Consider the following 22648-nt stretch of genomic DNA (forward strand, 5'->3'; position numbering starts at 1 on the left):
TTCTTTATTTGGAAATATTATATCATAAATCGAACATTTTTTTCTATTTTGTCCAATTTATGCAGTTTCTTCTACTTCCATCAGATCTTTTTCAAGAACTTCCGCCAGTAACTGTCCCATAAGATAGCCAGCACGTACTCTGGTCTGATTTTGCCGTAATTCAGCAAATTCCTGATTTCTAAGCACGATACTTTTCTTTGACAGTTCACGAATGTCATCCGTTAATTTGGACTGTAACTGAACCTGCCACTCTTTTATAAATGGTAACAACTTCTCAAAATCTTTATCCTGGATGTTCCCTACAGTCCTTTTTTGCCGGGTTGTACCATCAGGCTCCACTTCCAGAGTATAATAAGGGCTTTCAAGATCCTCTTTCCTGCGGAGAAAGAAAATATAAGATTCATGGGTGTTGATCCTGGAAAAATATATATCAGATCTGTCGATACAATGTCCAAGAATTTGTCCTTCACGAATAATATCTTCAATACTTTCCGGCAGCACAATGGCATATTTAGCATTTTCATATTGATAAATACCGCTTTCAGAAACCATTTTTATAATATTTTCCACTTCTGGAAAACTTTTAAAGACTTCGGCGGTTCTTTTTGCTACTGTTACACCTCCACAGAGTTGTACCAGTGCGTTATGCTGTTTCTTCAAATCCTTCGGTTTATATATCAGAGATTTTGTAATATCCATTTTTAAATGAGTAGCCATGGCTAAATAATCCTGCCAATCACTCAATACATCACTGCAGGTCGGATATCCACCGATTCCTTTCTGTTTGATAGAATAATTCAGGATGGATTTCAAACCCATCTGCTGCACGAATGTAGCGACATTAGATGGTTGGATGCCGTTTTTCGTCATAGCTAATATCAGATCATCAGATACCGAAATCTTATGCAAATCCAAAAATTCCATCCAGTTTTTTTCTTCCTTTCCTCCATTCATGTCACGTAAACGATAGAATTTATCCTTAGTTAAAGATAACATTTCCCATGGTTTTTTTGCCTTTAAACTAAAATCACCAGCATTTAACTGTACGGCCAGTTTTTTTAATCCAAATTTAACAACCATTTCTAATGCAGGTACCTGTTCATATTTTAAAAGATAATCGATAGGACTGAATACAGTTCGGTTTCCCAGATATTCAATAGCACTATACTGATATCTGGTACCTACAAGTTTTCCTTTTATATCATTCAGGTAAACCATAGAGTCACCTAAAATAATCGGAGCAGCATGTTCGAACATACGAAAATTAACATCATCCCAGAAGTTCTGTCTGGTATAAGGATTATATTTATGATAATAATAATCCTTTTTCCCATTTTCATTCAGAAAAATTCTGCCAATTTCCATTACATGTGTTTCCTCTTTGTCTAAAGATATATAGTGATAGACACCAAAATGTCTTTCTACAAAAAATTCATTTACTTTTTGGAAGAGGATAACTTGTGTCTCCTCTTCTTTTTCTTTGAGCTTTTCTTTTTTTGTGTAATCCATACGTCTTATAGTACCTTTCTTTCGGCAACACGGACAAGAAACAATTTGCCCTGGCTTTAATTTTGGCCCATACAGGCTTTCCTTTCCACATGCCGAGCATATGCCATATGTAAAATCCTTTCCCTTGTATGGTAAAATGGTTATCATGTGACATCTAAGGCTTCTTTTCGCCCATTCAATAAATTTCTTTGTCGGATCGCTTATCATTTCCATGCGTGTACGTAATTTATTATTGCGTAACTGCATCTTGCGATCATATTTTTTCTGTGCAATGTTATCTTCCCATCTGGCTACGTCCTGTATAGATGGTTCATGATCAAGAGAAAGAAATTTTTTCATAGTTTCTCTCGATTTTTTTCCAATATAAAAAGCGCACCAAGCCGGTTGTGTAACATTTGCTCCACTGTCTTCTTTCCAGTCGTATAATGTATAATTGGATATACGTACAGAATTCCACTTATTAGTTCTTGGGAAATAGTTGTTATAGCTATTCTTTGTCAGGCAAACACGACAAACGTGTTCGTATCCTTTATAATACAGGTCAATGACCAAGATATCCGATCTTCCGATGTGGACGATTCGTGCTGTTAATACTCTTTCAGAGATTAATTCGCTCATGTTGCTTGCCAGTTTTCCATTTTTCTTTGGAGCTGCTGCTTGTATATCATCCCACTTTACAGGCAACCAGTTAATCTGTTTCATTTTCTCTTTATTCATTTTTATATCCCCTTCTCTTCTGTTGGTATGAGTGTTACATCTACAGGATCAATATTTTGAAAAGAATATATTTCACCTGTTTTATACTTTTTCCCATCTATTTTTATGATGGAATATTCCGTTATTTCCTGACTTGACAATTGCTCCTTTACCAGACAAATATAAGAACCAAGCTCATCTGATATGGCTTTTGGTTCTTTTCCACGTACTATCACAAAATGGTTATCTACGTGATTCTCTATGTCTGTTACTGACTGCTGCATATGTACATGTTTATTGACAGCTATATTGGGATAATCTGCCATAAATGCGATTGCAAATTTCAAAAACTGGATTAAAGTCAGCCGTTTTAAAAGCTTCAGCTTTGTTGAACTGACTTTTGAATCTGTTCCATCCTCGTCAATGTCTCCAGCAAGTTGTACCAGATAATATACGGAATCATCCCACCGCGGATAATAGTTAAGACAATCCAACGGGTTTGTAGCAGAATGGAATCCGTTCTTGACACAATTTGCTTCCGGTTCTTCGTTCCATATGCCAAGACGATATTGGAAGGGTTTTCCGCCCAGGCGTGATGTCAAATCTTGATTAAAGGCTTTAAAAGTTATCATGCATTATCAATCCTTTCTTTAAATAAAAGGAAGTCAAAGTATGACTTCCTTTTTTTGTATACTGTTCACTTATGACAGGTTTTCTTTATTTTTTTGATATGAAATCAGGCTGCGCCGGACAAATCCGGATCTGAAACCGGTGGGTACACCGGGAGAAAGATCCGGATGGACGGTCCATCGCCTGATTATTGAAGTTAAATGCCTCGTATACGTGAGATCCCCCTGACAGGACTAAAAACTAACAGGTTATTTATTTTCTGCCAGTTCTACCATTCTCTCATCAAATGAGAAATTATTATCACTGATCAGCTTTTTCATATAAGCCAATAACCGATAATACTCTCCTTTGTAGGAAACTACCTTTTGATATAACTCTCTTAAGCTTGCATCTCTATTCAGAAAATGATCCTGATCTAAAACATAGCAATTGTGATACATGATTAGGTTCTTGCAAGTATAAAATGCACCCGCACCTTTATATGCATCAACCCACGCTGGAGATTTTGATGTCTGCTGCGGCAACGGGATTCTTGTATCCCAGAAATGCTTCAAATTATAGTAAAGCGCTTCATAATTTGACGAATTCATTTTCACTTTCGTAATCATGTCGAATTTGGGCCTAAGAATTTTTCTCTCGATATCCTCATTAAATACATTTCCTACGGATTTCACCTTTTTATAAAGGATACCTTTGCATTTTTTATCCGGTAAAGAATCCAGGAAAATTTTCAACTGTTTCATATAATGCTGACAAACACAAATAGCTACATCCGAATTGAAGAACTGTACACGTTCATAAAATGCCTCGGCATCTCTTTTCTGAAGTTTTGACAGAACATGAATCTCCTCAATCAATGTTTTAAACGTATAATCATACGTCAGTTGATTTAATGCTTCTGTGTATCCGATTTTCAGCATTTTAAACATCTGTGCCATGACAAATCTTCGATACAGCTTTGTATTGCGTACATAGCCGTCTTCCAGGATATTCTTTTCCATATCATCAATATTGGAAATAACAGCATTGTCTTCCGTTACAAGAATATTGATTTTTGAACCAGGTTTCAGTCCTTCCGGAATTTCCAGACTGAAATATTTTCCAGTTTGAATCCCTTTTTCTTCAAGTTTCATTTTTCTATTTTTATTCATTTTTGTTCTCCTTTTCTTCAATCCAATCTCTAAGTAAGATTAAGTCTGGACATTTTTTACTTTGCCAAAACCATTTGCCCATAATTTCTTCATTCCAATACAGGGAACCAGCGATTACAGACATAAGAATATAGAGTTCTAATTTTGCTTTCGCTACTTCCCTTTTTTCATTATTGACCATGTCCCAATCAGACAGATCTCCTACCGGCAATGCCTTAAAATAGCATTTTCCGTAAGAAGCACTTTCTTTTGTAGGAACAGAAAACCGAAAATTTTCATATAAATTTTCAATATTTTCCAGAACACATTCTAATGGTTCCAGTGGTAAAGAAAACACGCATTTCTTTCGGTTGATTGTGCGTCTCTGAAAGTCAATTTTCAATTTCGCACCATGTCCTACTTTTTCGATTAATTTTTGGTACATAAACTTCCTTTCCCATATACATCTCTACTGGTGCTTATCTTTAATTTGTTGATATAAAGTGAGGGAAGAACCCAAAGAGTCAGATCGAGCTGGAGGATACTCCAGCTTGAGATGACTTCTTGGATTATTTAGCCTCACGTATTGAATTTATAGAGCCAGTATATGTTTTTAGCATTTCTTTACATATTGTTACAGCTGTACGACGTACCTTGCTTTAATAATTTGATGAAATACCGTTGTATGGATGTCAAAGCCTTAGTTGGAAGCTGATAAGCTTCTGACTGAGGGTTTGACATATCCTATATTACGGTGATTCTGAATTAGTACAGTCTGTAACAAACAATAGGTACATTCTTTTTTATCTGTTCGAACCTAAATGTGCTTTTCTTTAAAATTTTGATATTAGGCAGGCTGTGTTAGCTGCGGCTGTAGCTAATCCTGGTTGGTAACCCGGATTTGATACAGCAGCTGCTCATTGTCAGCCTGCGTAATTGAAGTTAGGTCTGAACAGATAAATGGATCAGCACAAATCCTTTTTTACATTAATCTTATTAAAGTGTCATACAGGGCGCGATTTGTTAAAAGTGCATTCTGCATACATCGGAGGGAATAATATCCGTCAATGTTTTTTGACGTTTTTGCCCTGTTAGCAGTTACATTGCGTCCTGTTCCACGTAGGATTGTTTTATGTGATTCATTACTTACTGAACCTAACCCGCCTATTTTCTTTTTTTGGGTAGCGACCGCCCGTATGCAATCCATAACAAACAAATTTAATGTATCAATATCCGTTTGAACATTGATCACTGGAAGTACGGATGTTGCCCAGCTATAGCAGCCATCTCCTTTATATAGATAGCGCTGGACGGCACTAACGGCACTTGCCATCTGCTTGTACTTGGATTTAATGGTCCTTTCTTCAATTTCCTTCTGAAACGTTTTCACACGTTTTTTACCCAATGTAATGGATTCACCTCTAACATTAAAACCAAGGAATTTAAACCATTTGTCAGGAGAAAGATATTCTACCTTTTTCGGGTTTAATGTCAGACCATATCCGGTAAGTATTAACTGCATATCATCCATCGCTTTCTGGTAATCAGAACCGATGTAAAGACAGTCATCCGAATATCGGACATAAAAACCATTCATACTGGATAAGTATTGATCCATTTCATACAACAGGACGTCTGCTAAAAATGCAGCAACCGGGCATCCCTGTTTCAGAGACTGGTATTTTTCTACCAGATTTCCCTCTATATCGAAACAAAGGCCCGAATGGTAATATCTTCTTAAAACATGGATAATTTTGGATTTCCCGACTTTTTTTTCGATGTTATCAAAGACCTGATCAATCAGATCTATGGACACACTATCGAAATATTTTGAAAGATCAGATTTCCAACCGATTACATCCCCACCTGCATGTGATACCTGTTTGGATACTTCCTTTACGACCTTTCCACAACCAATACCGGTCTGATAACTTTTGCAAGCCGGATGGATCATGTCATGAAATTCCTCAAAAAGCAGATTGTTTGCAATGTTTAGGAATACTCTGTCTATATCTTCATTTATATAGACAATTCTGAAATCTCTGTTATCCTTCGGGATCTTCTGCTGATGTGGAGGTGCTATTTCATATTCATCTGCTATGATACGACGTAACAATGCAATACGAATATGCGGATCACACAGCTTGATCAGACAGTTTTTATGAATCCCTTTTTGTTCTGCATCAGAAATTCCTTTTTCCCAACGTTTTTTTTCGAAAAACTTTTGCAATAAATAATCCATTTTTCCCCTTTCTAAATAATAAAAAAAGACGAAAATTTTCTTTTCGCCTTTCTTCTAATTCTAATGTTTGTTCTCTTTCTCGCGATCGGTTACGATAATTCCCTGGGATACCAGAATATTGCGTATCTCCTCAAATCGCATCTCTCGTGTGCTATTAGATTCCACTGCATCAATAATTTCATCCAATAGTAATTCAACCGATTCTTCTGTAAGATAGTTTTCCATTTTTTCTCCTTTATAAATATGTATTTGTGAAAGTTTCTTCATCCATAATAGGAAGACCATACTTTTTTGCATCTCTATTTTTGCCACTGTTACTTGTAATATCATTATTTATCAATACAGTAGTTTTGGATGAAACACTTCCTGTTACTTTTGCTCCACGTTCTTCCAGAAGATTCTGTAATTCTTTCCGGTTCTTATAATGATTTAGTGAACCTGTGATACAGATTGTCATACCTGTTAAAGTCTGTTCCTTTTTCTCATTATCCGGCACATAGGTTTTTAAACCATGCTCCTTCAGTTCAAAATATAATTTTGCAGTCTGAGAATCATGGAAGAAATCAACAATATTACCGGCAGTCGTTTCACCGATATCGTCCACCTGCATAAGTTCTTCTACAGAAGCAGCAGCAATCTCATCTATGGATGAAAAAGATTTCATTAAGGACTTCGCTGTTGAAATTCCCACATTTAAGATTCCAAGAGAACCAAGCAATGTTGTTGGGGGATTTTCCTTTGTAGCTTCGATATTCTGCAGAATATTGTCTGTGTTTTTGTCACGTCCAATAATACCGCTATTTACAAGCTCCTGACGAAACTCCTTCAGACGATACAGATCCGTATAATTTGAGACATAACCGGCATTGATTAAAGTTTCAATCAATTCTTTTCCCAAGCCTTTAATATTCATACAATCTCTGCTTGCGAAATGTATGATGTTTCTGAATAACTGAGCTTTACAGGAAGGATTAGTACACCGATAGTCGGCTGTATCAATTTCTTTCTTAACATGACCTCCACATACTGGGCAGACATCTGGGATCTGATAGATCGTTCCAGTGCTTTTTGAAACGGTTTTGATCTTCGGAATGATTTCTCCGCTTTTAAAAACTGCTACCGAACAACCAACATCTATCCCCAGTTCATTGATAAAATCCTGATTATGTAAAGTTGCATGTGTAACAGTTGTTCCACACAGATGAATCGGTTGCATTACGGCAACTGGTGTAATACGTCCAGTACGACCAACCTGTAGCTCAATTCCTGTTACAACAGTTTCTTTTTCTTCCGGTGGATATTTGTAGGCTATATGACCAGTTGAATATTTTGCGGCAGATGAAAAATCATCGCGGTACGCAATCTGATCAATTTTAACTACAGCACCATCAATATCATAAGAAAGATTTCCTCTGCTTTCACCAATTGCATCTATAGCAGTAAGAACTTCTTGTGCCGTATGGCATTTATAGTATTTCACAACAGGAATACCATACTTTTTGTTAAGATACTCTAATGCTTTGATGTGAGACTGCATCATATCTTTGGGACCATCCTGAACATTGAAAATGAACATGTTAAGTCCGCGTTTTTCAGCCTCTTCCGGATCATTCAGGTTAAAAGTTCCTGATGCCAGATTCCGGGCATTGGCAGCAGTTTTTTTCCCTTCCTCTTCCATTTGCTCATTATATCGGTTGAAGTTATCATGTTTCATATAAACTTCGCCTCTGATTTCGAGATAATCAAAGGCTTCATTTAAAGATGTTCTGATATCTTCCACTGCAGGAGCCAGATAGGTTTTATTGACACCTACATAACCATCCCCCCTCGATTCAACCATTACCAAATCCATTCCAGAATCAGAATTTTTCTGATAACGAAGCGTTGCTGAGGTGCCATCTATTTTCTCTTCCACAGAAAAAATAGCATCTGGATGTTCATGTAATACTTTTTCTACCCAGCAGACTACATCTTCTTTCAAAAAAACATCCTCAATAGATAGCATTGGTACGTGATGAGTTACATTCCCATCATTACTTACCAGATCACTTCCTACGATTTGTGTTATAGCATCAGAAGCTACCCATTCCGGGTGTTCCTTTTCTGTTTTTTTGCATTCCATCATCATGAGATCAAATTCAAAATCGCTGATAAGTGATTTGTTTTCCTTATAATATGCATCACTGTAAACGGTTAAGGTCTCTACAAGATCCTTATATTCTTGTTTGGTCATCCTTTTATTTCTCCTTATAATAGGCTTCAGTTAGAACAGAAGCCTTTATGTCTTTTCTTAAAGAACTTCACCAGTTCCCAAATAAATGATTATAGGTGGCTCGATATCGAAAGCATCTGCAATAGCAGGTGCAATCATTTGGCTCCAACAGCATACATCTTGGCGGTTGTACAAATATAACCCGCCATCCCCTTCTTTAAATAATATATCTTGACCGTTACCGACATATTTATTGATTTTATAGTCGATATACGAATCAAAACCATTGTCCAAATCTTCCTGGGACAGTTGCGAGCCATCTCCTTCTTGGAGAAAAAACAATGACTGCATTATAGGTACGTATACCAACGCAGACTTATTAACTTCCTCTTCATTATACATTTTTCCTTATGCCCCCTTTTTTATGTTATAGAGTGGAAATTCCGAACGTTTTTGTTCCATACGTTCCTGCTCTTTCTTTTTTTCCTGCTTCTCTTTGTAATCACGCACAATTTTATAAATATATGCGTACATAACAAACACAAACATTCCCACATGAAAGATGCTTAGATTAAGAGTCGTATAGTGATCAACATAGCTGATCATTACACTACAGCTTATCCCCATGGCAAACAGAGAAATATACTCTGATTTTTTTGCCGCCATTTCATAAATAACACCCAGAACATAAATACTAAAGATTACTTTTAACAAAATACTCATTTTTCATTTCCTCCGAAAATTAATATTTGTAAAAAATATTCAAAATCTTTTTAAATGTATATTTAGTCTCCTTTCTGAAAATTGATAAAAAAATAGACCGGTGCTTGACCGGTCTAACCCTTCACAGGGGGATTAAAAGATTAATGATATATTTTACATGTAATAATTACAAAAGATATGAGCATTTCTGCAATTCGAATTCTAAATAATTAAATAAATTTTTAGAATGTGAAAGAATAGTATCTATTACGTGCTATTTTAAGTTTACCTATAATATAATTATGTTTTCTCTGAGTATTGAGGAAATATAATGTCTATAAAATCATTGATAAAATATATTTCATTCTTACACTTCTGATAATCGCTTATTAATATACCCATCGTAAAAAAGGTAATACCCATTAAACATAAGCATGTTTTCATTCCTGCATTTTTTTCTAACATATTTAAAGTAAAAAATATACTAATAATGCCTATTTCAAACGGTACTAAGAGAGAAATAAATGCGTCCTTGAAACTTTCTTTGATCCTTAACTTTCTTAGCATATAATGATATGCATCCTCGTGATTCAAAAGAAGACGGTGTTTTTCTTCCAAATATTTTTTCCACTCAGTGTATTTACTAAATTTTTGGATATCAGATTTACGTTTCACCTTTTTTTTACCAATAGCATTATACGTTAAAAGTTCTAGTTTATAATCTATATTATATGAATAATCTTCTGCTTTTTTTGTGTGTCTGTTGTAAATGATATTTTCAAGAATTATAAACAGTACGCCTACTGGCATCCATAAAAAAAATACGAGCAAAACACTTTTTATATAGTTATGTAAGAGCATATATGACATAGCATATACTATGGCTGCTATACTAATCCCCAAAAGGTTACTGTGCAATATCGGATGTTTATCACTGAACTTTAATAAATCTTTCATAAAATGCTCCTTGTACAGTTATATTTTTATCTTATCATAACCTATATGTTGATGTTTTGCAAACTTAATTATTTAGTAGAAATGCTATTTCATTAGCTTATTAACAAAACGTTTAGCCTGGTAGTCAGAAATTTTATGTATATTGTAAGCTATTTTCCAATCGCTTAACTGCATTCGCCAATTATCCGGGATATTTGACACATATTTCAGGATAAGCTCTTTTTCCTTTTCCTCCCGCTCTTTTAATACTTCCATTGCGTGGTTAAGATACGGAATGAAGGAAGAAAAATTGCGGTTTTTGAAGTCGGTCCCAAGTTCTCCATTGGTTAATACGTACCGGATCAAATCAGTGTTTAGGAATGTCAGGTTAATGTATTCGTCTGAATATAACTGGAAATTGGCGGTACTGACTGCACCGGTTCTCCAGTTTGGATCTTTTTCTAAAGAAATAAATACATTTTGTTCAGTAATATGTTGCTGTTTGATATTACGGAACTGTGTTTCTTCTGGAAATATCCAACAAGTCCCCGGAGTTTTTACAAATTCTTCAAAAGTAGCCTTTTCTGATCGGTAGGAGCATGTTTTCCACTTGCCGTATTCTTTGGAGAAATTTTTGTAATCCCTTTTCTCAAAGGTATATAAATACTTTGTAGTATTTACAACAAGATTCACAGGATATATCGTATTATTAGAAGCATAAACATCGTGCGTACGGTTTGCGCAGCCGATTCCTCTGTCGTTACTGTATCTGCTGTATTTATGCCCTTCTGCACCAAGACCAGATAGCGTCAGGATATGATCACCTTTCCGGAGAAGTCCATTATATTTCTTTAATATATCAGTCAATGTTCCGTATCTGGTATCTTTCAACCATGCATCTGCCATGGAGAACTGAACATACGGACTGTCTGCAGTAACTTTTACTCCTGCCGGCAGGCTAATCAGTTTTGAATGATCAATCACTCCCTGCATAATGGAAAATAAAAAATATCTGGATGCAATTTCTTTCTTATCTGTGCGGATGCCTTTCCGTTCTTTCGTATGGCCAAAACTGTCTGTCTCTTCGGCAGGAATTTCTTCATCGATCCTTTTTTCCTGCGGAGTTAAAAATACATTTCCATCTGATATAGAGATTTGATCTTCGTCGGTCCATCCGATATAGCAGTTTTCGCCATTTCTTACAAGGATTCCAAGTCTTTCCCCATGATACAGCGCATATTCTTTCATTATATTGTTAAATATAACCTGCTTCCCATCTGTGCTGGGTGCATATTGGGACTGGTATAATTTTCCATCCTTGCTGATACGTATCAGGCTGATTGATTTTTCACCCGGAAAGAAGAACTCTCTCATATCCGATCTGGTTCGGATAAGTTCCTCAAACATGTCGGTGTTTTCCCCATCAAATCCATAAATAGACATCCATTTTGCCAATTCTTCGTCTAAAAAGCGGATTTTCTGATACAGAACAACCGGAATCTCCTGATCAGCACTCCAGCCATCAGAAACAGCTGTAAAGGAAACAACTTCACCAAAGTAGCATCGGATTCCATAAATCTGAGTTTCCAGCACAAACAGTTCATTGGATAATTTCTGTTTGGTCATTTCAAGTTCTGCTTTTTTCTGATTCAAAAGTTCAAATTTGCTGGCATACATGGCTTCGATTTCAGCTTTCATCCGTTCGATTTCCATTCGCTGTGCTTCCTTTTCTTCAGCAATTTCATTTAACGCATCCTGGATTTCTTTCTGCTTATCCATAATCTCTGATCTGATGGAATTTTCAGTCTTTTCTTCACTTATTGCCGGTAACATACCGGATAAGTCACTACTATTACCAAGCATCTGCACTGGTGTATCTGAGTAATTGTGATAAGCCTGTATTTGCACACAACTTACTGGAAATGCATAATATGCACCAGCAGCAGTAAGCAGGACAATTGTATCATCCACTATGATGTATTCGATTGACTGACCATAGGTACGTGCGTACTGAAATAACTTCTCTAGTTTCTTGACACTGTTATGTTTTACGGAATCATACCCAGTATATTTAATCCATGAAGTAAATTTTTCAAAAATCTGCTTCTGTACAGTCCTTTTGATACCCTTAAACTGTGGAAAGTCAGTATCAGGAATGATCATTTCGTCTTCGATCGCCTTGGCAATCAGTTTACTACATGAATCAGATAACGAATCTGGAAATATTTTTTCTGACCATGTACTTACTGGTAAAGAATCTATGAAGCTACGCAATCCCTGAAAATCAATGTTAATTATCTTTCCCTGTTTTTCATTGTATTTTTCCCCCTACCTTATAATGGATGCCAGCCATCCTCTTCACTGTACTTTACTTCATAATCAGTAGCATCTGTGTCCCCGACAATGATCTGACCATCCCAAATCAATTCCTTAATTTCAGCATCTGTAATATCATGTGGCACCTCAACATCTTTGTAATTAATTTCGCGTATCGTTATCTTCATGCCGAATCCAAATAGTGGGACATCCCATATATGGTTATTTCTATTAATCTGTCATTCTCAAATATGACTTCGTCCGGAAAATGTTTTTGACAATATATAGCCGCAGCAGTCTTAATCCCATCCAAAAAACCTGCCAGCTCCATTGGATCATCAATATCCTGTATCTGTGATTTAATCATATCTATTTGTTTCATCTACTGCTCTCTCCCATTACGAACGATAGGTTCTTTTTAACCCCTGTGCCGGATCGGTATAGCTGATATCTGCACATTCTTCATAAGCTTCTTTATATCATGCTGACACAAGTTTGAGCGGATATTCCAGGGCAGCAATTTTTTCCTGACTGCAGCCTGCATAAAGAGATAATCCTTTCATCCGTTTTTCAGGCAGACAGGTATTCCCATGCTCCAGAATATCTTGCATGGTAGTTGGATATTCTTCCCCATCGTATTTCATCCCGGGGCAATGGTTCCAATAAGCAAGGATGCCATACAGATCCGCTTCGTGATCAGTACCTTCAAATACTCTGCCGCAATCATAATAGTGATCTTTTATGCATCCTCCGCCGAATGCCTGCGGGATCAAAATCTTATAACTGTCCTGAAGACGATATTATCCTGTTTTGTGATTGTATCAGCTCTTAACCATGAAAAACTACCCATATCAATACATCTCCTTGTCTGATTCTGAAAGACCATATGGTGTAAAATATGTATCTTCTCCAAATAAATCTGTCGTGTATGTCTTAATGATACGTTCAACGGCTCTGGCAGATATTCTTGTATGTTTTGCTGAAATGAATAATGCCCGGTCATTATGTGCATTTGGCGAAAGGAAAGTCCTTGCATTCTCCAGGTACTCATTCAGTGCCAATCGTGTTGATTCATCAAACCCGATTTTTTTGGCGGTGGCATCGGAATCATAAACTGTTATCTGCTTTGCTGATAGGTCAATATCATCCACATCAAGTGCAAGCATTTCATACAATTTTAATTTGCCAAGAAATAAAAGCTCCATGATAGCAATATCCCGGCGGATAAAATACGGTTTCATCAGTACCCGTTTTTTCCTTTTTCTCTCTTCCTTGTCAAATTCCTCTTGCGCAGAATCCAGTGCATCATCCAACAGATCCTGTAAGTAAGCACAAAGGTCATTGCGCTGTTCAACAGTAAATGCCTGCTGCCTTTTAGAAGCCTGTCCGGGCAGATCTACAAGGATCGCTGGATTTGACCTGATATAACGTCTTTTGTTCAGGAACATGAAAAAGCTGCGTAACGAAGTTAATTTCCGACGCTTTCCATGAGAACTGTTCCGGAAAACTTCCCCGTCCATGCTATAGTTTTCAAGCCAGAGCAGATAGGATTCTATATCTTCCGGTTCAATCGTGGCCAGAAATGATACCGGGATATCTTTAAGTGCAACATCTGAAAAATAAGTATGTGATTGCTTGATATAATAAAAAAATGTTTTCATATCCAGCAAATAGCACAGGATGGTCCGGTTCTTCTTGCCGGCATCTGCCATGTCCTGAAAAAAAGAAGCACAATATTCTGGGAGATCCGTAAGAACCGCATTAATGGATTTTTTCAGATCATCAAATAATTTGCTTTCATAGCTCTCCGTATAATAAGCATAAGACACGTTTATCAGCTCCTTTCATAAAAATTAGTTATCATATTCAAAAAATCTCTTTGCCACTTCCTCAAAAAAGTCCTTGCATACAATTTCCAATGCAACATACAGTGGAAGCAGGTCATTCATACCGGATGTTCTCCGATATTCTTCTGCAAAAGGAACAAGGCTTTCGCACATTCTCCCATCATTATGAGAAAGCGTATAATCCTGAAAAATTACCGCTAACTCTTCTTTCTTTAAGTCTTCAAACATTTTTTGCTCCTTATTTCTGCTGCCGAACAGGTAGGCATTATTCCTTTTGGTCGGATTCCATGTACCAACGTTCATGAACTTCATCGTATACATATCCACAGTCGGCAAGATAAAATTGTGTCAGGATTGCCCGAAGTCCTTTGTAACGTTTGACTTTCTGATTCATTTCATCCGGGCTCATCATTCTGAGCGTTTCAAAATTTGAAAGATCAGCATCCAGTTGTACATATTCTTTGACCACACACATTCTGGCTTTCTGTTCGAATTTGTCAAAATCAGAGTAAAAGCGCATCATATACGACACCATCCTTTCATGTATTATTCTTCGTAATGAAAGTTTTCCCAATACCGATATGCTCCAGAGCATAAACAATCTACTGCGTGGAATTCGACATCCTTTTCTGAGTGTATCCATGCCGCATGTTCCCGGGTATAATCTTTGATCTGTTCCAGCAATTTATTTTTGCCTGCATCTTCAATAGCTTTGAGAGCAAGCTGCAGCCATTCATCTGGAAGAAATAAACCGACCGGGGTTTTATAGCGTTCCACAAGTACGGTCTTTTTCCTGCGAGTATTCCTTCTTGTGATTTCGTATTCACCAGTTGCTTCTGCTCTGGCATAACGCAATTCAATTCTGTAATTTTCAATCATAGCCTTCCCCTTTCTGATAAAATTGCTAATAATTACTTCGTTCTATATAAATATATGCGACGTTATTCTATACATATATCCAAACGGGCATGTTTTCTCTTCGCTGCATTCCTGGCATCCGGTGAGGCATTTTTGATGTATTTCTTCTTTTTTCCGGCTTATTTCTGCCATTATTCCGGGATAACTGCCGTCTGCACTTTTCTATTTCTTTCTTTTCTCTTATATTTTTCTCTTCTATTTCTCTCTCCCCCTCTACTCTTCTCTTTCTTCTCCTATATTTTTTCCTCTCTTATCTCTCTTCTTTCCTTTTACTCTTTACCGCTTCGCTTTCCTGCTACCTTAAATTTGAATAGTATGAGGGTTTGGCAGCAGGACGAAACGGTGATAATAAGAAAGGATCTATTATGACGAAGAATCATTTCTTCATCAAATAAGATGTTGACACCCACGTTCTCCTGTATTCTCTCTTTTCTCTTTTCCTGATTTATTCAGTCTATGAGAGGCAGCAGCCAGACTCCTACTCTCTTCCAGAACATGAAAGAATATTGTGAAATGGTGAGAAAATAACAATGAGAAAAAGGAAAAATCTGATACCATTCAACAACATCTCTCAAAGGGAAAAATATGGAATTGCCGGAACAGGAAGAAATACAAACAAAAGATCGTCACAAACTCCGAGGATTTCCAAAAACTCCAGCAGCCACTTCCCGAAGGGAATATATATGTCCAGGCCGTACATAAGAAGAAAAACACAGGCACATGGATTTATACATAAAGAATAGCTTCGCATATTTTGTTGTATTACGACGCTATTCATTATGCCACTCTTAATAGGAATGATACGTACCACACAGATTGTTAATACTGGGACATAATTAAGTATCATGTACTTGTGTAGACGTTAAAGGCTATTACCAAAGTCATATTACTGAGGAAAACGGAAGATCTATCTCTTCCGGTAATGTAAATCTTTTCACATGCATATACCGTAGCGTGCGGTCCGTATCATGCCCTACATTAATAAATACGAATCGTACTGCTGGTTTCGCAACAACATTTACTATATTTTTTCATTATTTTTTTATTTTAGGCATAAAAAAACTGAACACCACTGGTGTGGCATTCAGTTTTTCAAGATTATAATTTTGTATTATGCTATTCTGCTTCATTTCCCCAAGCTATCTTCTGTCCGCAGTTCGGGCAATAATTATGCTGATCCCGATATTTTTTCAGGCAGGAAGGACAAATCCATTCTGTATCATCTGTTCTGTCATCTTCTGTACTGATTGGTTTTTTTGCACTGAAGCGTCCATCTACAAAAGACCGTATTTCCTTAACCTGCTCCTCCAAAGCCATTTTTTCTTTAGTCATCTTTCCTGCTCCTCTCCTTAATTTTACTGTAGAATTTACCCCATAAGCAACGAGTATTCAGCAACCACACCCACGATAGTAAATACACACCCAAGGATAATCTGAATTTTCTTACTGGACCTGTCCATAGTATCGATATATTCTGCGAAGTCAGATGGATTTACCAAGATGGTTTCCATTTGTCCTTCATGATATCTTCTGTTTGTATATGTACTACACTCAAATATTCTGTAACTGCCAGATAGGTACCCTTTCCAGACCGGAGAATATACTCTTGTTCTATTTTCACCATCATGAGCAATCTTTTTCTTTATCATGTCACAAGTAACGTTCACAGGTATCGTACATCGTTGCTTTTTTTCATGTAGTTGAAAAATTGCCTGACTTAACATTCCAATACCTACAATGATAAACAACCATACTAAAATATGTGGTACTGCCATTTCAAGGGTTTCCTTTTCAGACGTATTCCCCCAGATTCTTATACCGCTGAAAATGACAAGACCTATTCCAATCAAAACACAAAGAATCGGCATTCCGATTGTTGTTTTTTGATAAGTAGACTTACTCATTTTCACTTTTTTCATCAATGCAGAAATAAGGAATATCACACCCAATACAAGAAAAAGTTGCCCAGCACACAAACAAATTTTTTCTGTTTTATAAATATCCTGATGATTGCTTATTACAGCCATATATATGATTGAGCCAATAAACCATACTGCAATAAAGATTCCGATAAACGAACTCTTTTTCTCATCTTTTTGTTGCACTGATACGTTCTGATCCGGCAAAACGTAGTTTCCCTCATCTAATACCAAATCGTTTTCATCTGATCCATGATTAAACTGGTCTGAATTTTCATAATATGTTTCTGCTTTTATTGTGTGATATTGATTAAAGTCGTTTCTTTCTTTGTGGTACATTTTTCTCTACCCTCCTGAAAATATGGTCAGACATGACATGTTTGACAAAAATATAGGACAAAAACCACATGTCTTAATGATTCAATGTAGCTAATATAAAATTACTATCAACCGGATATATTTTGCAATATTTGCATTGTTAATGGAAAAAAAAGACCGAATACAGATCTTTTTGTCTGTATTCGGTCGCACTACATCTAAAGCTTAATCATTTAAAAGCTTATAATTCAATTTTTCCTGTATACTGCTCATTAATTACATATTATGCGGCATCCTCTTCCGGTTTCAGATATAATGTGATTTTTTTCACATCTGTTCCTGCTTCATCGGAATGGAACTGATCGATCGCTTTGTTGGTTAATTCAGCTTCATCAAATTTTTCTGGTGCAGCAGGTTTTGCCTCTACTGCTTTTTTAGCTGTTGTAGCTCTTGGTGCTGTTTTTCTAGCTGCCATCTTTTGATCCTCCACATTGATTTTGTTCAAATACTTTATTCTATGGATGTCAATAATAATCGTGATACTTTCTTCAATGATTATTATTGACATTGTTTCCGTATTTCTTCGAAATTCAATTTTTCCAGGAGTCTCGTACCAGATTTTTCCGATAATGAAAGGATATCTCTTTTGATCATCTCAAGAGATGGGTGTATATCACTTTTCAATATAATCTCCGGAATTTCTTTCTCTAACCAATGCAGTTCCTGTCCAGATTTCAGCTTAACATTTTGTGGGCTGATATCTGGAAAATATTTACACCACAGATTTTCGCCTACAGTTTTTGCTTCTCTTTCCAGAAAAACTTCCTTTTCAGTAAGCTGCTTTTCTTCATATTCTTTACATTTAGCAGCATCTGAAAATTCTGTTCCATCAAATGCGATATATGTTATTTTACATATCATAAAAATAAATCCTTTCAATTAGCTTATCCAAACATCTGCAATCACAATACTCTCATATAGATTCAAGTCATTGTGATTTCTGTCTTCATTGATTTCTTCCTTCAGTATTTTAAAAGCCTTATTGAATTTTTCACCAATATTATCGCCATCTACACAGGTATCAAAAGCTGGATAACGATATGTTTTATAAACTGGCTGTCTGTCAGACTTTTTAATTTTATAACAACGCACAGATAACATCATAATATATTTCCTCCCATAATACAATTACACCCCTGAAAATAAATTCAGAGGTGTAATAATTTATTCATTTCTTTACGCAAGCATTTCAGAAGTCTCACAAGATATAGTGTAACTTCCCTGTTCCACTGTCCTGACAGCATCACCAGCACTTCTCAGGATATCTTCATATCCGAAGGTGTTATATAAAAATAGTAACAGATTATCGTCATAAAATGTATCTACTCCACTTTTTCCATCCCCAATTTCAATCCATTCATAATCTAACTGGAGATTCTTGCCTAATGATACCGAATCACAATGCATACATAATTTTACCGCATCATTGTAATCTGGAACAGTTGAGAAAATCTTTGGCAATAACTGTCCATTAATTCTAACAAAAACGGCTTTTTGACTCATGCCAACAGCTCCTTTCAGACTTCATCTGCGGTTATGTAATAACTACATTCTGTTCCATATTCCGGATTATCCAACATGTTTGCTGCCGTTTTTACCGCTAATTTTTCCATATCAACATATTTGATGTCATTCGCAGTAATGCAGGTAAAAGAGCCGGTTACATAATCCAGTCCGTCATTTCCTGCTGCAAAAAGGATGATTGCATCATCCGGTGCTACTATTTCCTGCAATTTTCTATACAGGGTGCCCATATCCGGATGTCCTTTATCCTTATCGTAAATCCCGAGGACATTACTGGCACATCCTATCGCATAGGTTTGTTTTTCGTCCTTTACACGGCTGAAAATCTGAACGTCATCATAAGCAAGTACACTACTCACTATATTTCTGAGTTCATTTTCACATGTATTATTTTTTAGCGCAAAATAGTTACTTTTCATTAATTCATTATATTTTGACATTTTTTCCTTCTTTCCCTACTACATTAAAGTAAATTTAAGATGTCCCGGCATTATATATTCATTAATAGTGCCTGGATCTACAACAAATCTCAGATATTTTCTGTAAATCACTGATAATTTTTCTTCAGTTAAACTGCTTTCTATATTTGATATTTTTTCCCATGGATAATGTGGAATATATAGAAGGTAGACAACTAAATTTAAATCCTGTTTTACAGAAAGTGAGATATTTTCCCTCTCTTTAATAACTTCATAGAGAATCTCGCCTAATAATCCGAAGCCAAATTCACCTTTTTCTTCAACATATGTTATTAATATGTCTTCAATGGTAAAGTCCTTATCTTTTTTCCCCGGAAAGCAGTCTTGTAATTTTTTAAATACGCCCGGTGCCTGTTTTATAAGTGTTAAAATTTTTTCCACTTCTGGAACCTCACCAGGCCATTCCATACAAATTCCATACCCACTTCATAATCCGCTTCTTTTTTCATCAATATTTCCTCCATTTCATCATTTTATTCCATTGGTAGATTTCCCCAAAGAATTTTTTCTTTACCAACTTTTATTGCCTCCATCGAATCCCACAACCCAATTTCTGCAAAATAATTATCACTTATAAGCTGACAATCTTTTGCGTTGAACATTAATATGCTATCATCTGCTGAATAGTACATATATTCTGTTGTCACAATCTCAAGTTTATACAAATCAAGATTATGTCCGTACAGAATGTATGTAGCTATATCATTTCCTTTTACTGCTACGGTATTTTTGCGATATTGATCTACAAGATCTGTCAGCTTGTCTTCAAGATATATTTTTTTATATACCTTTTCTCCAAACATCTGATCACTTATGAATCCACTGATCATATCAGTTATATCATATGATCTGCCGTCGAAAGTGCTACCAGATGGTTTGTAATTTTTAGGCTTTCCGTCTAAAATCGTTGTACTGGACAGATCGTAAAATTCAGGATATGCAAAATCCTTTTCGTCGAATTTAATGGTTTCGAGACTGTAAGCTCCAAAAACACTAAACCTTTTTCCTTCTACTTCGAAGGTTGCTAATAATTGTTTCATTTTCCTTTTTCTCCTTTCAATAAAAAAACCACCCATACTGGGTGGCCAGGTTTCTCAACCAATTAAAATGATTTTGTATACTACATCATATAATTACTAATATCTGTGCTTATTTTGCAATGCTTGACTTAAAAAAATATAGCCAACCATATTTATGATTGACTATATTTAAAATCTCTAAAACTTAGACAGCATCAGCATGTGCACATGCTGCATCTTCATAAAAATCGTCTTGTGCCGATATAAATTCAAGTATATCCGCAGACAATGCAGATGGGTGATTGTCCATAAAATGTTCCACCGTCTGGACTGTTTTTTCTTTACATATGTTAATACAGCTACAACAAATCCGTAATACGAATCTGTAACATTGCTTAATCTTATTGCAAAATAGTCCATACTAAACATCCTTAATGATCATCTACCACTCGTTTTATCATTTTAAAAACTGGCAAATAGATCTTAATTCAGTAATCATCTGATCAATATGTGCGCTGTGAATATCATCCAATCCACAATACATCATTGGATTGTTGCACTCTGACATAACAACAGCATCTGGATTAATTGTTATGCTGTTCATATATTCGCGATTCTTTCCGTAAATGCGCCCGTCTCCCGCTTTTATTGCTGCTACGGTAGCAAATACTTCTTCTGTTGTTTCCTTTCCAAATCTCTCCAGAATTTGTTCTATTGTTACTACCGGACTTTTATCTTTGGTTTTGTTATATAATTTGACTATATTTTTCCATACATCTGCACATTCATTTACTTTTAACATAAAATTTTTCCTCATATTCTTCTGAAAGTTAGTTAGCTTTTTATATATACTTTACATATTCTTCAAATGTAACCTCTGGAATGATCTGCATTAAAAACTCTATCAATTTTTGCCCCGTATATTTCGACGTGGCATATTCAATGATATTATCTAATAAATCCCAATTCCAATGTGCGTCTATTACACCTGGAAATTCTTCTTTAATATAGTCCATGAAGCCTTCTTTATCCATATTGAAAATTCCTCCATTTCTTACCCATAATACTCAAGTGCCAAATAACTTGGTTCGCCTTGTGATTCCGAGTTCAATCATGTATTTTTTACACGTTTTTGTTCAAATTTTATCCCAATCTATTTTTTGCCAATCTACTAAATTGACATTTTTCTTGTACATAAAACTTCCTTTATTCCTTTTCTGACATCCATTGCCATATAAAATATCTTCCAATTTTTCACACAAGACTTCTGCCCTTGTGATTGGTTTGTCGTCTATAAAAGCTTGATACCACCAATCAGAATGTTTAACAACAATATTAATCATTTTATTGTTGTAGAATTTTCGCCATTGAGATATTACTTTTGGTTTTGACATATAGATACCGCCTTTCTAACCTAATGAAATACATATTTCTAACATACCTATCACTCGGCAAATATATTGTTTTCCGATATTTTTTCTGTTCTGTTTTATTCAAACTCCGGATATAGGTACAATTATCTTTTACGGTAATTATAAGTAGACCTTCTTGCACCATCGTATCTGCGATGTTCTCTACATATTCTATGGTCATGCCTGAACCGTAATTTTTACCATCGTTTTCAAACAATCTTTGCAAACGTACATGATCAGCAACTCTTCTTAAAACATCGATTTTCCTACAGTATTTTGCAGTTCTATTAGTAGATGCAAATTTAAAAATCAGTTTTCGGATGTCATCCTGTTTACTATCCAGATACTCCAAATATTGACTGTCGGGAATATCGTACACTGTTTGCCGGATATCTACCCAACGAATAGAGGAAAGTGCCATATGGTCAATGGCTTCTGCCACTTTCTTAACATCATTTTTCTTAATTGTCCCACTAATTTGCTGCGGATGTGGATATAAACAACCAGATTTACATTTATCACGGTCCATTTCCATAGCAGTTCCTTCCTCTATCTGGCACGAATAAATGACATTGCTGACTTCGTTATGCCATTTTTTTGCATCTTCATTTGTTTCAAAAGATGTTCGGAAATCATAGGAAGGCGTATCAATATTAAAATATACATTAACATACTCATTCCCATAATCTTTATCAGGATTCCAGTTATCTGTTAATCTGTGATCCTCTCCATATTCAGTTCCTTTTCCATATTCGTGATATTTTATTTTCATACGTACT

General features: G+C 35.8%; 32 protein-coding genes. 1 reads left to right on the forward strand and 31 read right to left on the reverse strand.

Annotated elements, in window-relative coordinates; all coding sequences use genetic code 11:
- Window positions 1-57: 57 nt before the first annotated feature.
- From DXB15_RS07895 to DXB15_RS07970, 18 genes are all read right to left on the reverse strand, one after another.
- The gene (locus tag DXB15_RS07895) at window positions 58-2226 is read right to left on the reverse strand and encodes a PcfJ domain-containing protein (protein WP_118702563.1); all 2169 of its coding nucleotides are present in this window, start codon (window positions 2224-2226) and stop codon (window positions 58-60) included.
- 2 nt (window positions 2227-2228) lie between these two features.
- Window positions 2229-2837, reverse strand: coding sequence for a DUF7666 domain-containing protein (locus DXB15_RS07900; protein ID WP_187119651.1), 609 nt, complete (start codon window positions 2835-2837; stop codon window positions 2229-2231).
- 246 nt (window positions 2838-3083) lie between these two features.
- Window positions 3084-3986, reverse strand: a complete 903-nt coding sequence (locus DXB15_RS07905; RefSeq protein ID WP_118702564.1) for a hypothetical protein — start codon at window positions 3984-3986, stop codon at window positions 3084-3086.
- A complete protein-coding gene (locus DXB15_RS07910; protein ID WP_118702565.1) occupies window positions 3979-4410 on the reverse strand; it encodes a hypothetical protein in 432 nt (143 codons plus the stop codon). The genes DXB15_RS07905 and DXB15_RS07910 overlap by 8 nt, the downstream gene beginning before the upstream one ends.
- Window positions 4411-4947: 537 nt before the next feature.
- A complete protein-coding gene (locus DXB15_RS07915; protein WP_118702566.1) occupies window positions 4948-6207 on the reverse strand; it encodes a reverse transcriptase domain-containing protein in 1260 nt (419 codons plus the stop codon).
- Window positions 6208-6267: 60 nt separating this feature from the next.
- Complete coding sequence (locus tag DXB15_RS16935) at window positions 6268-6432, reverse strand: hypothetical protein (RefSeq protein ID WP_158582216.1); 165 nt, start codon at window positions 6430-6432, stop codon at window positions 6268-6270.
- Between the two features lie 10 nt (window positions 6433-6442).
- Entirely contained in the window at window positions 6443-8440 is a 1998-nt protein-coding gene (gene ligA, locus DXB15_RS07920; protein ID WP_118702567.1) for an NAD-dependent DNA ligase LigA, read from the reverse strand.
- Window positions 8441-8497: 57 nt separating this feature from the next.
- On the reverse strand, window positions 8498-8821 hold the full coding sequence (locus DXB15_RS07925) for a hypothetical protein (protein ID WP_118702568.1): 324 nt from the start codon (window positions 8819-8821) through the stop codon (window positions 8498-8500).
- Between the two features lie 6 nt (window positions 8822-8827).
- Window positions 8828-9142 carry a hypothetical protein gene (locus DXB15_RS07930; protein ID WP_118702569.1) on the reverse strand — a complete coding sequence of 105 codons (315 nt, stop codon included), beginning with the start codon at window positions 9140-9142 and terminating at the stop codon, window positions 8828-8830.
- A 279-nt stretch (window positions 9143-9421) separates the two neighbouring features.
- Entirely contained in the window at window positions 9422-10078 is a 657-nt protein-coding gene (locus tag DXB15_RS07935; protein ID WP_118702570.1) for a hypothetical protein, read from the reverse strand.
- 84 nt (window positions 10079-10162) lie between these two features.
- Window positions 10163-12220, reverse strand: a complete 2058-nt coding sequence (locus DXB15_RS07940; protein ID WP_118702571.1) for a hypothetical protein — start codon at window positions 12218-12220, stop codon at window positions 10163-10165.
- A gap of 170 nt (window positions 12221-12390) precedes the next feature.
- Window positions 12391-12561: a hypothetical protein gene (locus DXB15_RS16940; protein WP_158582217.1), complete on the reverse strand. Its 171-nt coding sequence runs from the start codon at window positions 12559-12561 to the stop codon at window positions 12391-12393.
- Window positions 12558-12755: a hypothetical protein gene (locus tag DXB15_RS07945; protein WP_118702572.1), complete on the reverse strand. Its 198-nt coding sequence runs from the start codon at window positions 12753-12755 to the stop codon at window positions 12558-12560. The genes DXB15_RS16940 and DXB15_RS07945 overlap by 4 nt, the downstream gene beginning before the upstream one ends.
- Window positions 12756-12852: 97 nt before the next feature.
- The gene (locus DXB15_RS07950; protein WP_118702573.1) at window positions 12853-13146 is read right to left on the reverse strand and encodes a hypothetical protein; all 294 of its coding nucleotides are present in this window, start codon (window positions 13144-13146) and stop codon (window positions 12853-12855) included.
- Between the two features lie 78 nt (window positions 13147-13224).
- Window positions 13225-14202, reverse strand: a complete 978-nt coding sequence (locus tag DXB15_RS07955) for a tyrosine-type recombinase/integrase (RefSeq protein WP_118702574.1) — start codon at window positions 14200-14202, stop codon at window positions 13225-13227.
- Window positions 14203-14226: 24 nt separating this feature from the next.
- Window positions 14227-14448 (reverse strand): hypothetical protein, encoded by a 222-nt coding sequence (locus DXB15_RS07960; protein ID WP_118702575.1) that lies wholly within the window; start codon window positions 14446-14448, stop codon window positions 14227-14229.
- Window positions 14449-14485: 37 nt separating this feature from the next.
- Window positions 14486-14743, reverse strand: a complete 258-nt coding sequence (locus tag DXB15_RS07965; RefSeq protein WP_118702576.1) for a hypothetical protein — start codon at window positions 14741-14743, stop codon at window positions 14486-14488.
- A gap of 23 nt (window positions 14744-14766) precedes the next feature.
- Complete coding sequence (locus DXB15_RS07970) at window positions 14767-15099, reverse strand: hypothetical protein (RefSeq protein ID WP_118702577.1); 333 nt, start codon at window positions 15097-15099, stop codon at window positions 14767-14769.
- A 569-nt stretch (window positions 15100-15668) separates the two neighbouring features.
- Between DXB15_RS07970 and DXB15_RS16815 the strand changes: the two genes are divergently transcribed.
- Window positions 15669-15881, forward strand: a complete 213-nt coding sequence (locus DXB15_RS16815) for a hypothetical protein (protein WP_147404783.1) — start codon at window positions 15669-15671, stop codon at window positions 15879-15881.
- 373 nt (window positions 15882-16254) lie between these two features.
- Here the strand turns inward: DXB15_RS16815 and DXB15_RS07975 are convergent, their stop codons facing one another.
- From DXB15_RS07975 to DXB15_RS08040, 13 genes are all read right to left on the reverse strand, one after another.
- Window positions 16255-16470 (reverse strand): hypothetical protein, encoded by a 216-nt coding sequence (locus DXB15_RS07975; RefSeq protein WP_118702578.1) that lies wholly within the window; start codon window positions 16468-16470, stop codon window positions 16255-16257.
- Between the two features lie 35 nt (window positions 16471-16505).
- Entirely contained in the window at window positions 16506-17396 is an 891-nt protein-coding gene (locus tag DXB15_RS07980; protein ID WP_118702579.1) for a hypothetical protein, read from the reverse strand.
- Window positions 17397-17658: 262 nt separating this feature from the next.
- On the reverse strand, window positions 17659-17850 hold the full coding sequence (locus DXB15_RS07985; RefSeq protein ID WP_118702580.1) for a hypothetical protein: 192 nt from the start codon (window positions 17848-17850) through the stop codon (window positions 17659-17661).
- A gap of 83 nt (window positions 17851-17933) precedes the next feature.
- Window positions 17934-18296, reverse strand: a complete 363-nt coding sequence (locus DXB15_RS07990) for a hypothetical protein (RefSeq protein ID WP_147404784.1) — start codon at window positions 18294-18296, stop codon at window positions 17934-17936.
- An 18-nt stretch (window positions 18297-18314) separates the two neighbouring features.
- Window positions 18315-18539: a hypothetical protein gene (locus DXB15_RS07995; RefSeq protein ID WP_118702582.1), complete on the reverse strand. Its 225-nt coding sequence runs from the start codon at window positions 18537-18539 to the stop codon at window positions 18315-18317.
- 72 nt (window positions 18540-18611) lie between these two features.
- The gene (locus DXB15_RS08000) at window positions 18612-18938 is read right to left on the reverse strand and encodes a hypothetical protein (RefSeq protein ID WP_118702583.1); all 327 of its coding nucleotides are present in this window, start codon (window positions 18936-18938) and stop codon (window positions 18612-18614) included.
- 14 nt (window positions 18939-18952) lie between these two features.
- The gene (locus DXB15_RS08005; protein ID WP_118702584.1) at window positions 18953-19399 is read right to left on the reverse strand and encodes a hypothetical protein; all 447 of its coding nucleotides are present in this window, start codon (window positions 19397-19399) and stop codon (window positions 18953-18955) included.
- 18 nt (window positions 19400-19417) lie between these two features.
- Window positions 19418-19846 (reverse strand): hypothetical protein, encoded by a 429-nt coding sequence (locus DXB15_RS08010; RefSeq protein ID WP_147404785.1) that lies wholly within the window; start codon window positions 19844-19846, stop codon window positions 19418-19420.
- Between the two features lie 65 nt (window positions 19847-19911).
- Complete coding sequence (locus DXB15_RS08015; RefSeq protein WP_118702586.1) at window positions 19912-20478, reverse strand: hypothetical protein; 567 nt, start codon at window positions 20476-20478, stop codon at window positions 19912-19914.
- 436 nt (window positions 20479-20914) lie between these two features.
- Entirely contained in the window at window positions 20915-21259 is a 345-nt protein-coding gene (locus DXB15_RS08025; protein ID WP_118702588.1) for a hypothetical protein, read from the reverse strand.
- Window positions 21260-21299: 40 nt separating this feature from the next.
- Window positions 21300-21491, reverse strand: a complete 192-nt coding sequence (locus DXB15_RS08030) for a hypothetical protein (RefSeq protein WP_118702589.1) — start codon at window positions 21489-21491, stop codon at window positions 21300-21302.
- A gap of 102 nt (window positions 21492-21593) precedes the next feature.
- Window positions 21594-21851, reverse strand: a complete 258-nt coding sequence (locus tag DXB15_RS08035) for a hypothetical protein (protein WP_118702590.1) — start codon at window positions 21849-21851, stop codon at window positions 21594-21596.
- On the reverse strand, window positions 21802-22641 hold the full coding sequence (locus DXB15_RS08040) for a hypothetical protein (RefSeq protein WP_118702591.1): 840 nt from the start codon (window positions 22639-22641) through the stop codon (window positions 21802-21804). The genes DXB15_RS08035 and DXB15_RS08040 overlap by 50 nt, the downstream gene beginning before the upstream one ends.
- Window positions 22642-22648: the final 7 nt, after the last annotated feature.

Source organism: Roseburia sp. OM02-15 (assembly GCF_003481835.1).
In the GTDB taxonomy this organism is placed as follows: domain Bacteria; phylum Bacillota; class Clostridia; order Lachnospirales; family Lachnospiraceae; genus Eubacterium_I; species Eubacterium_I ramulus_A.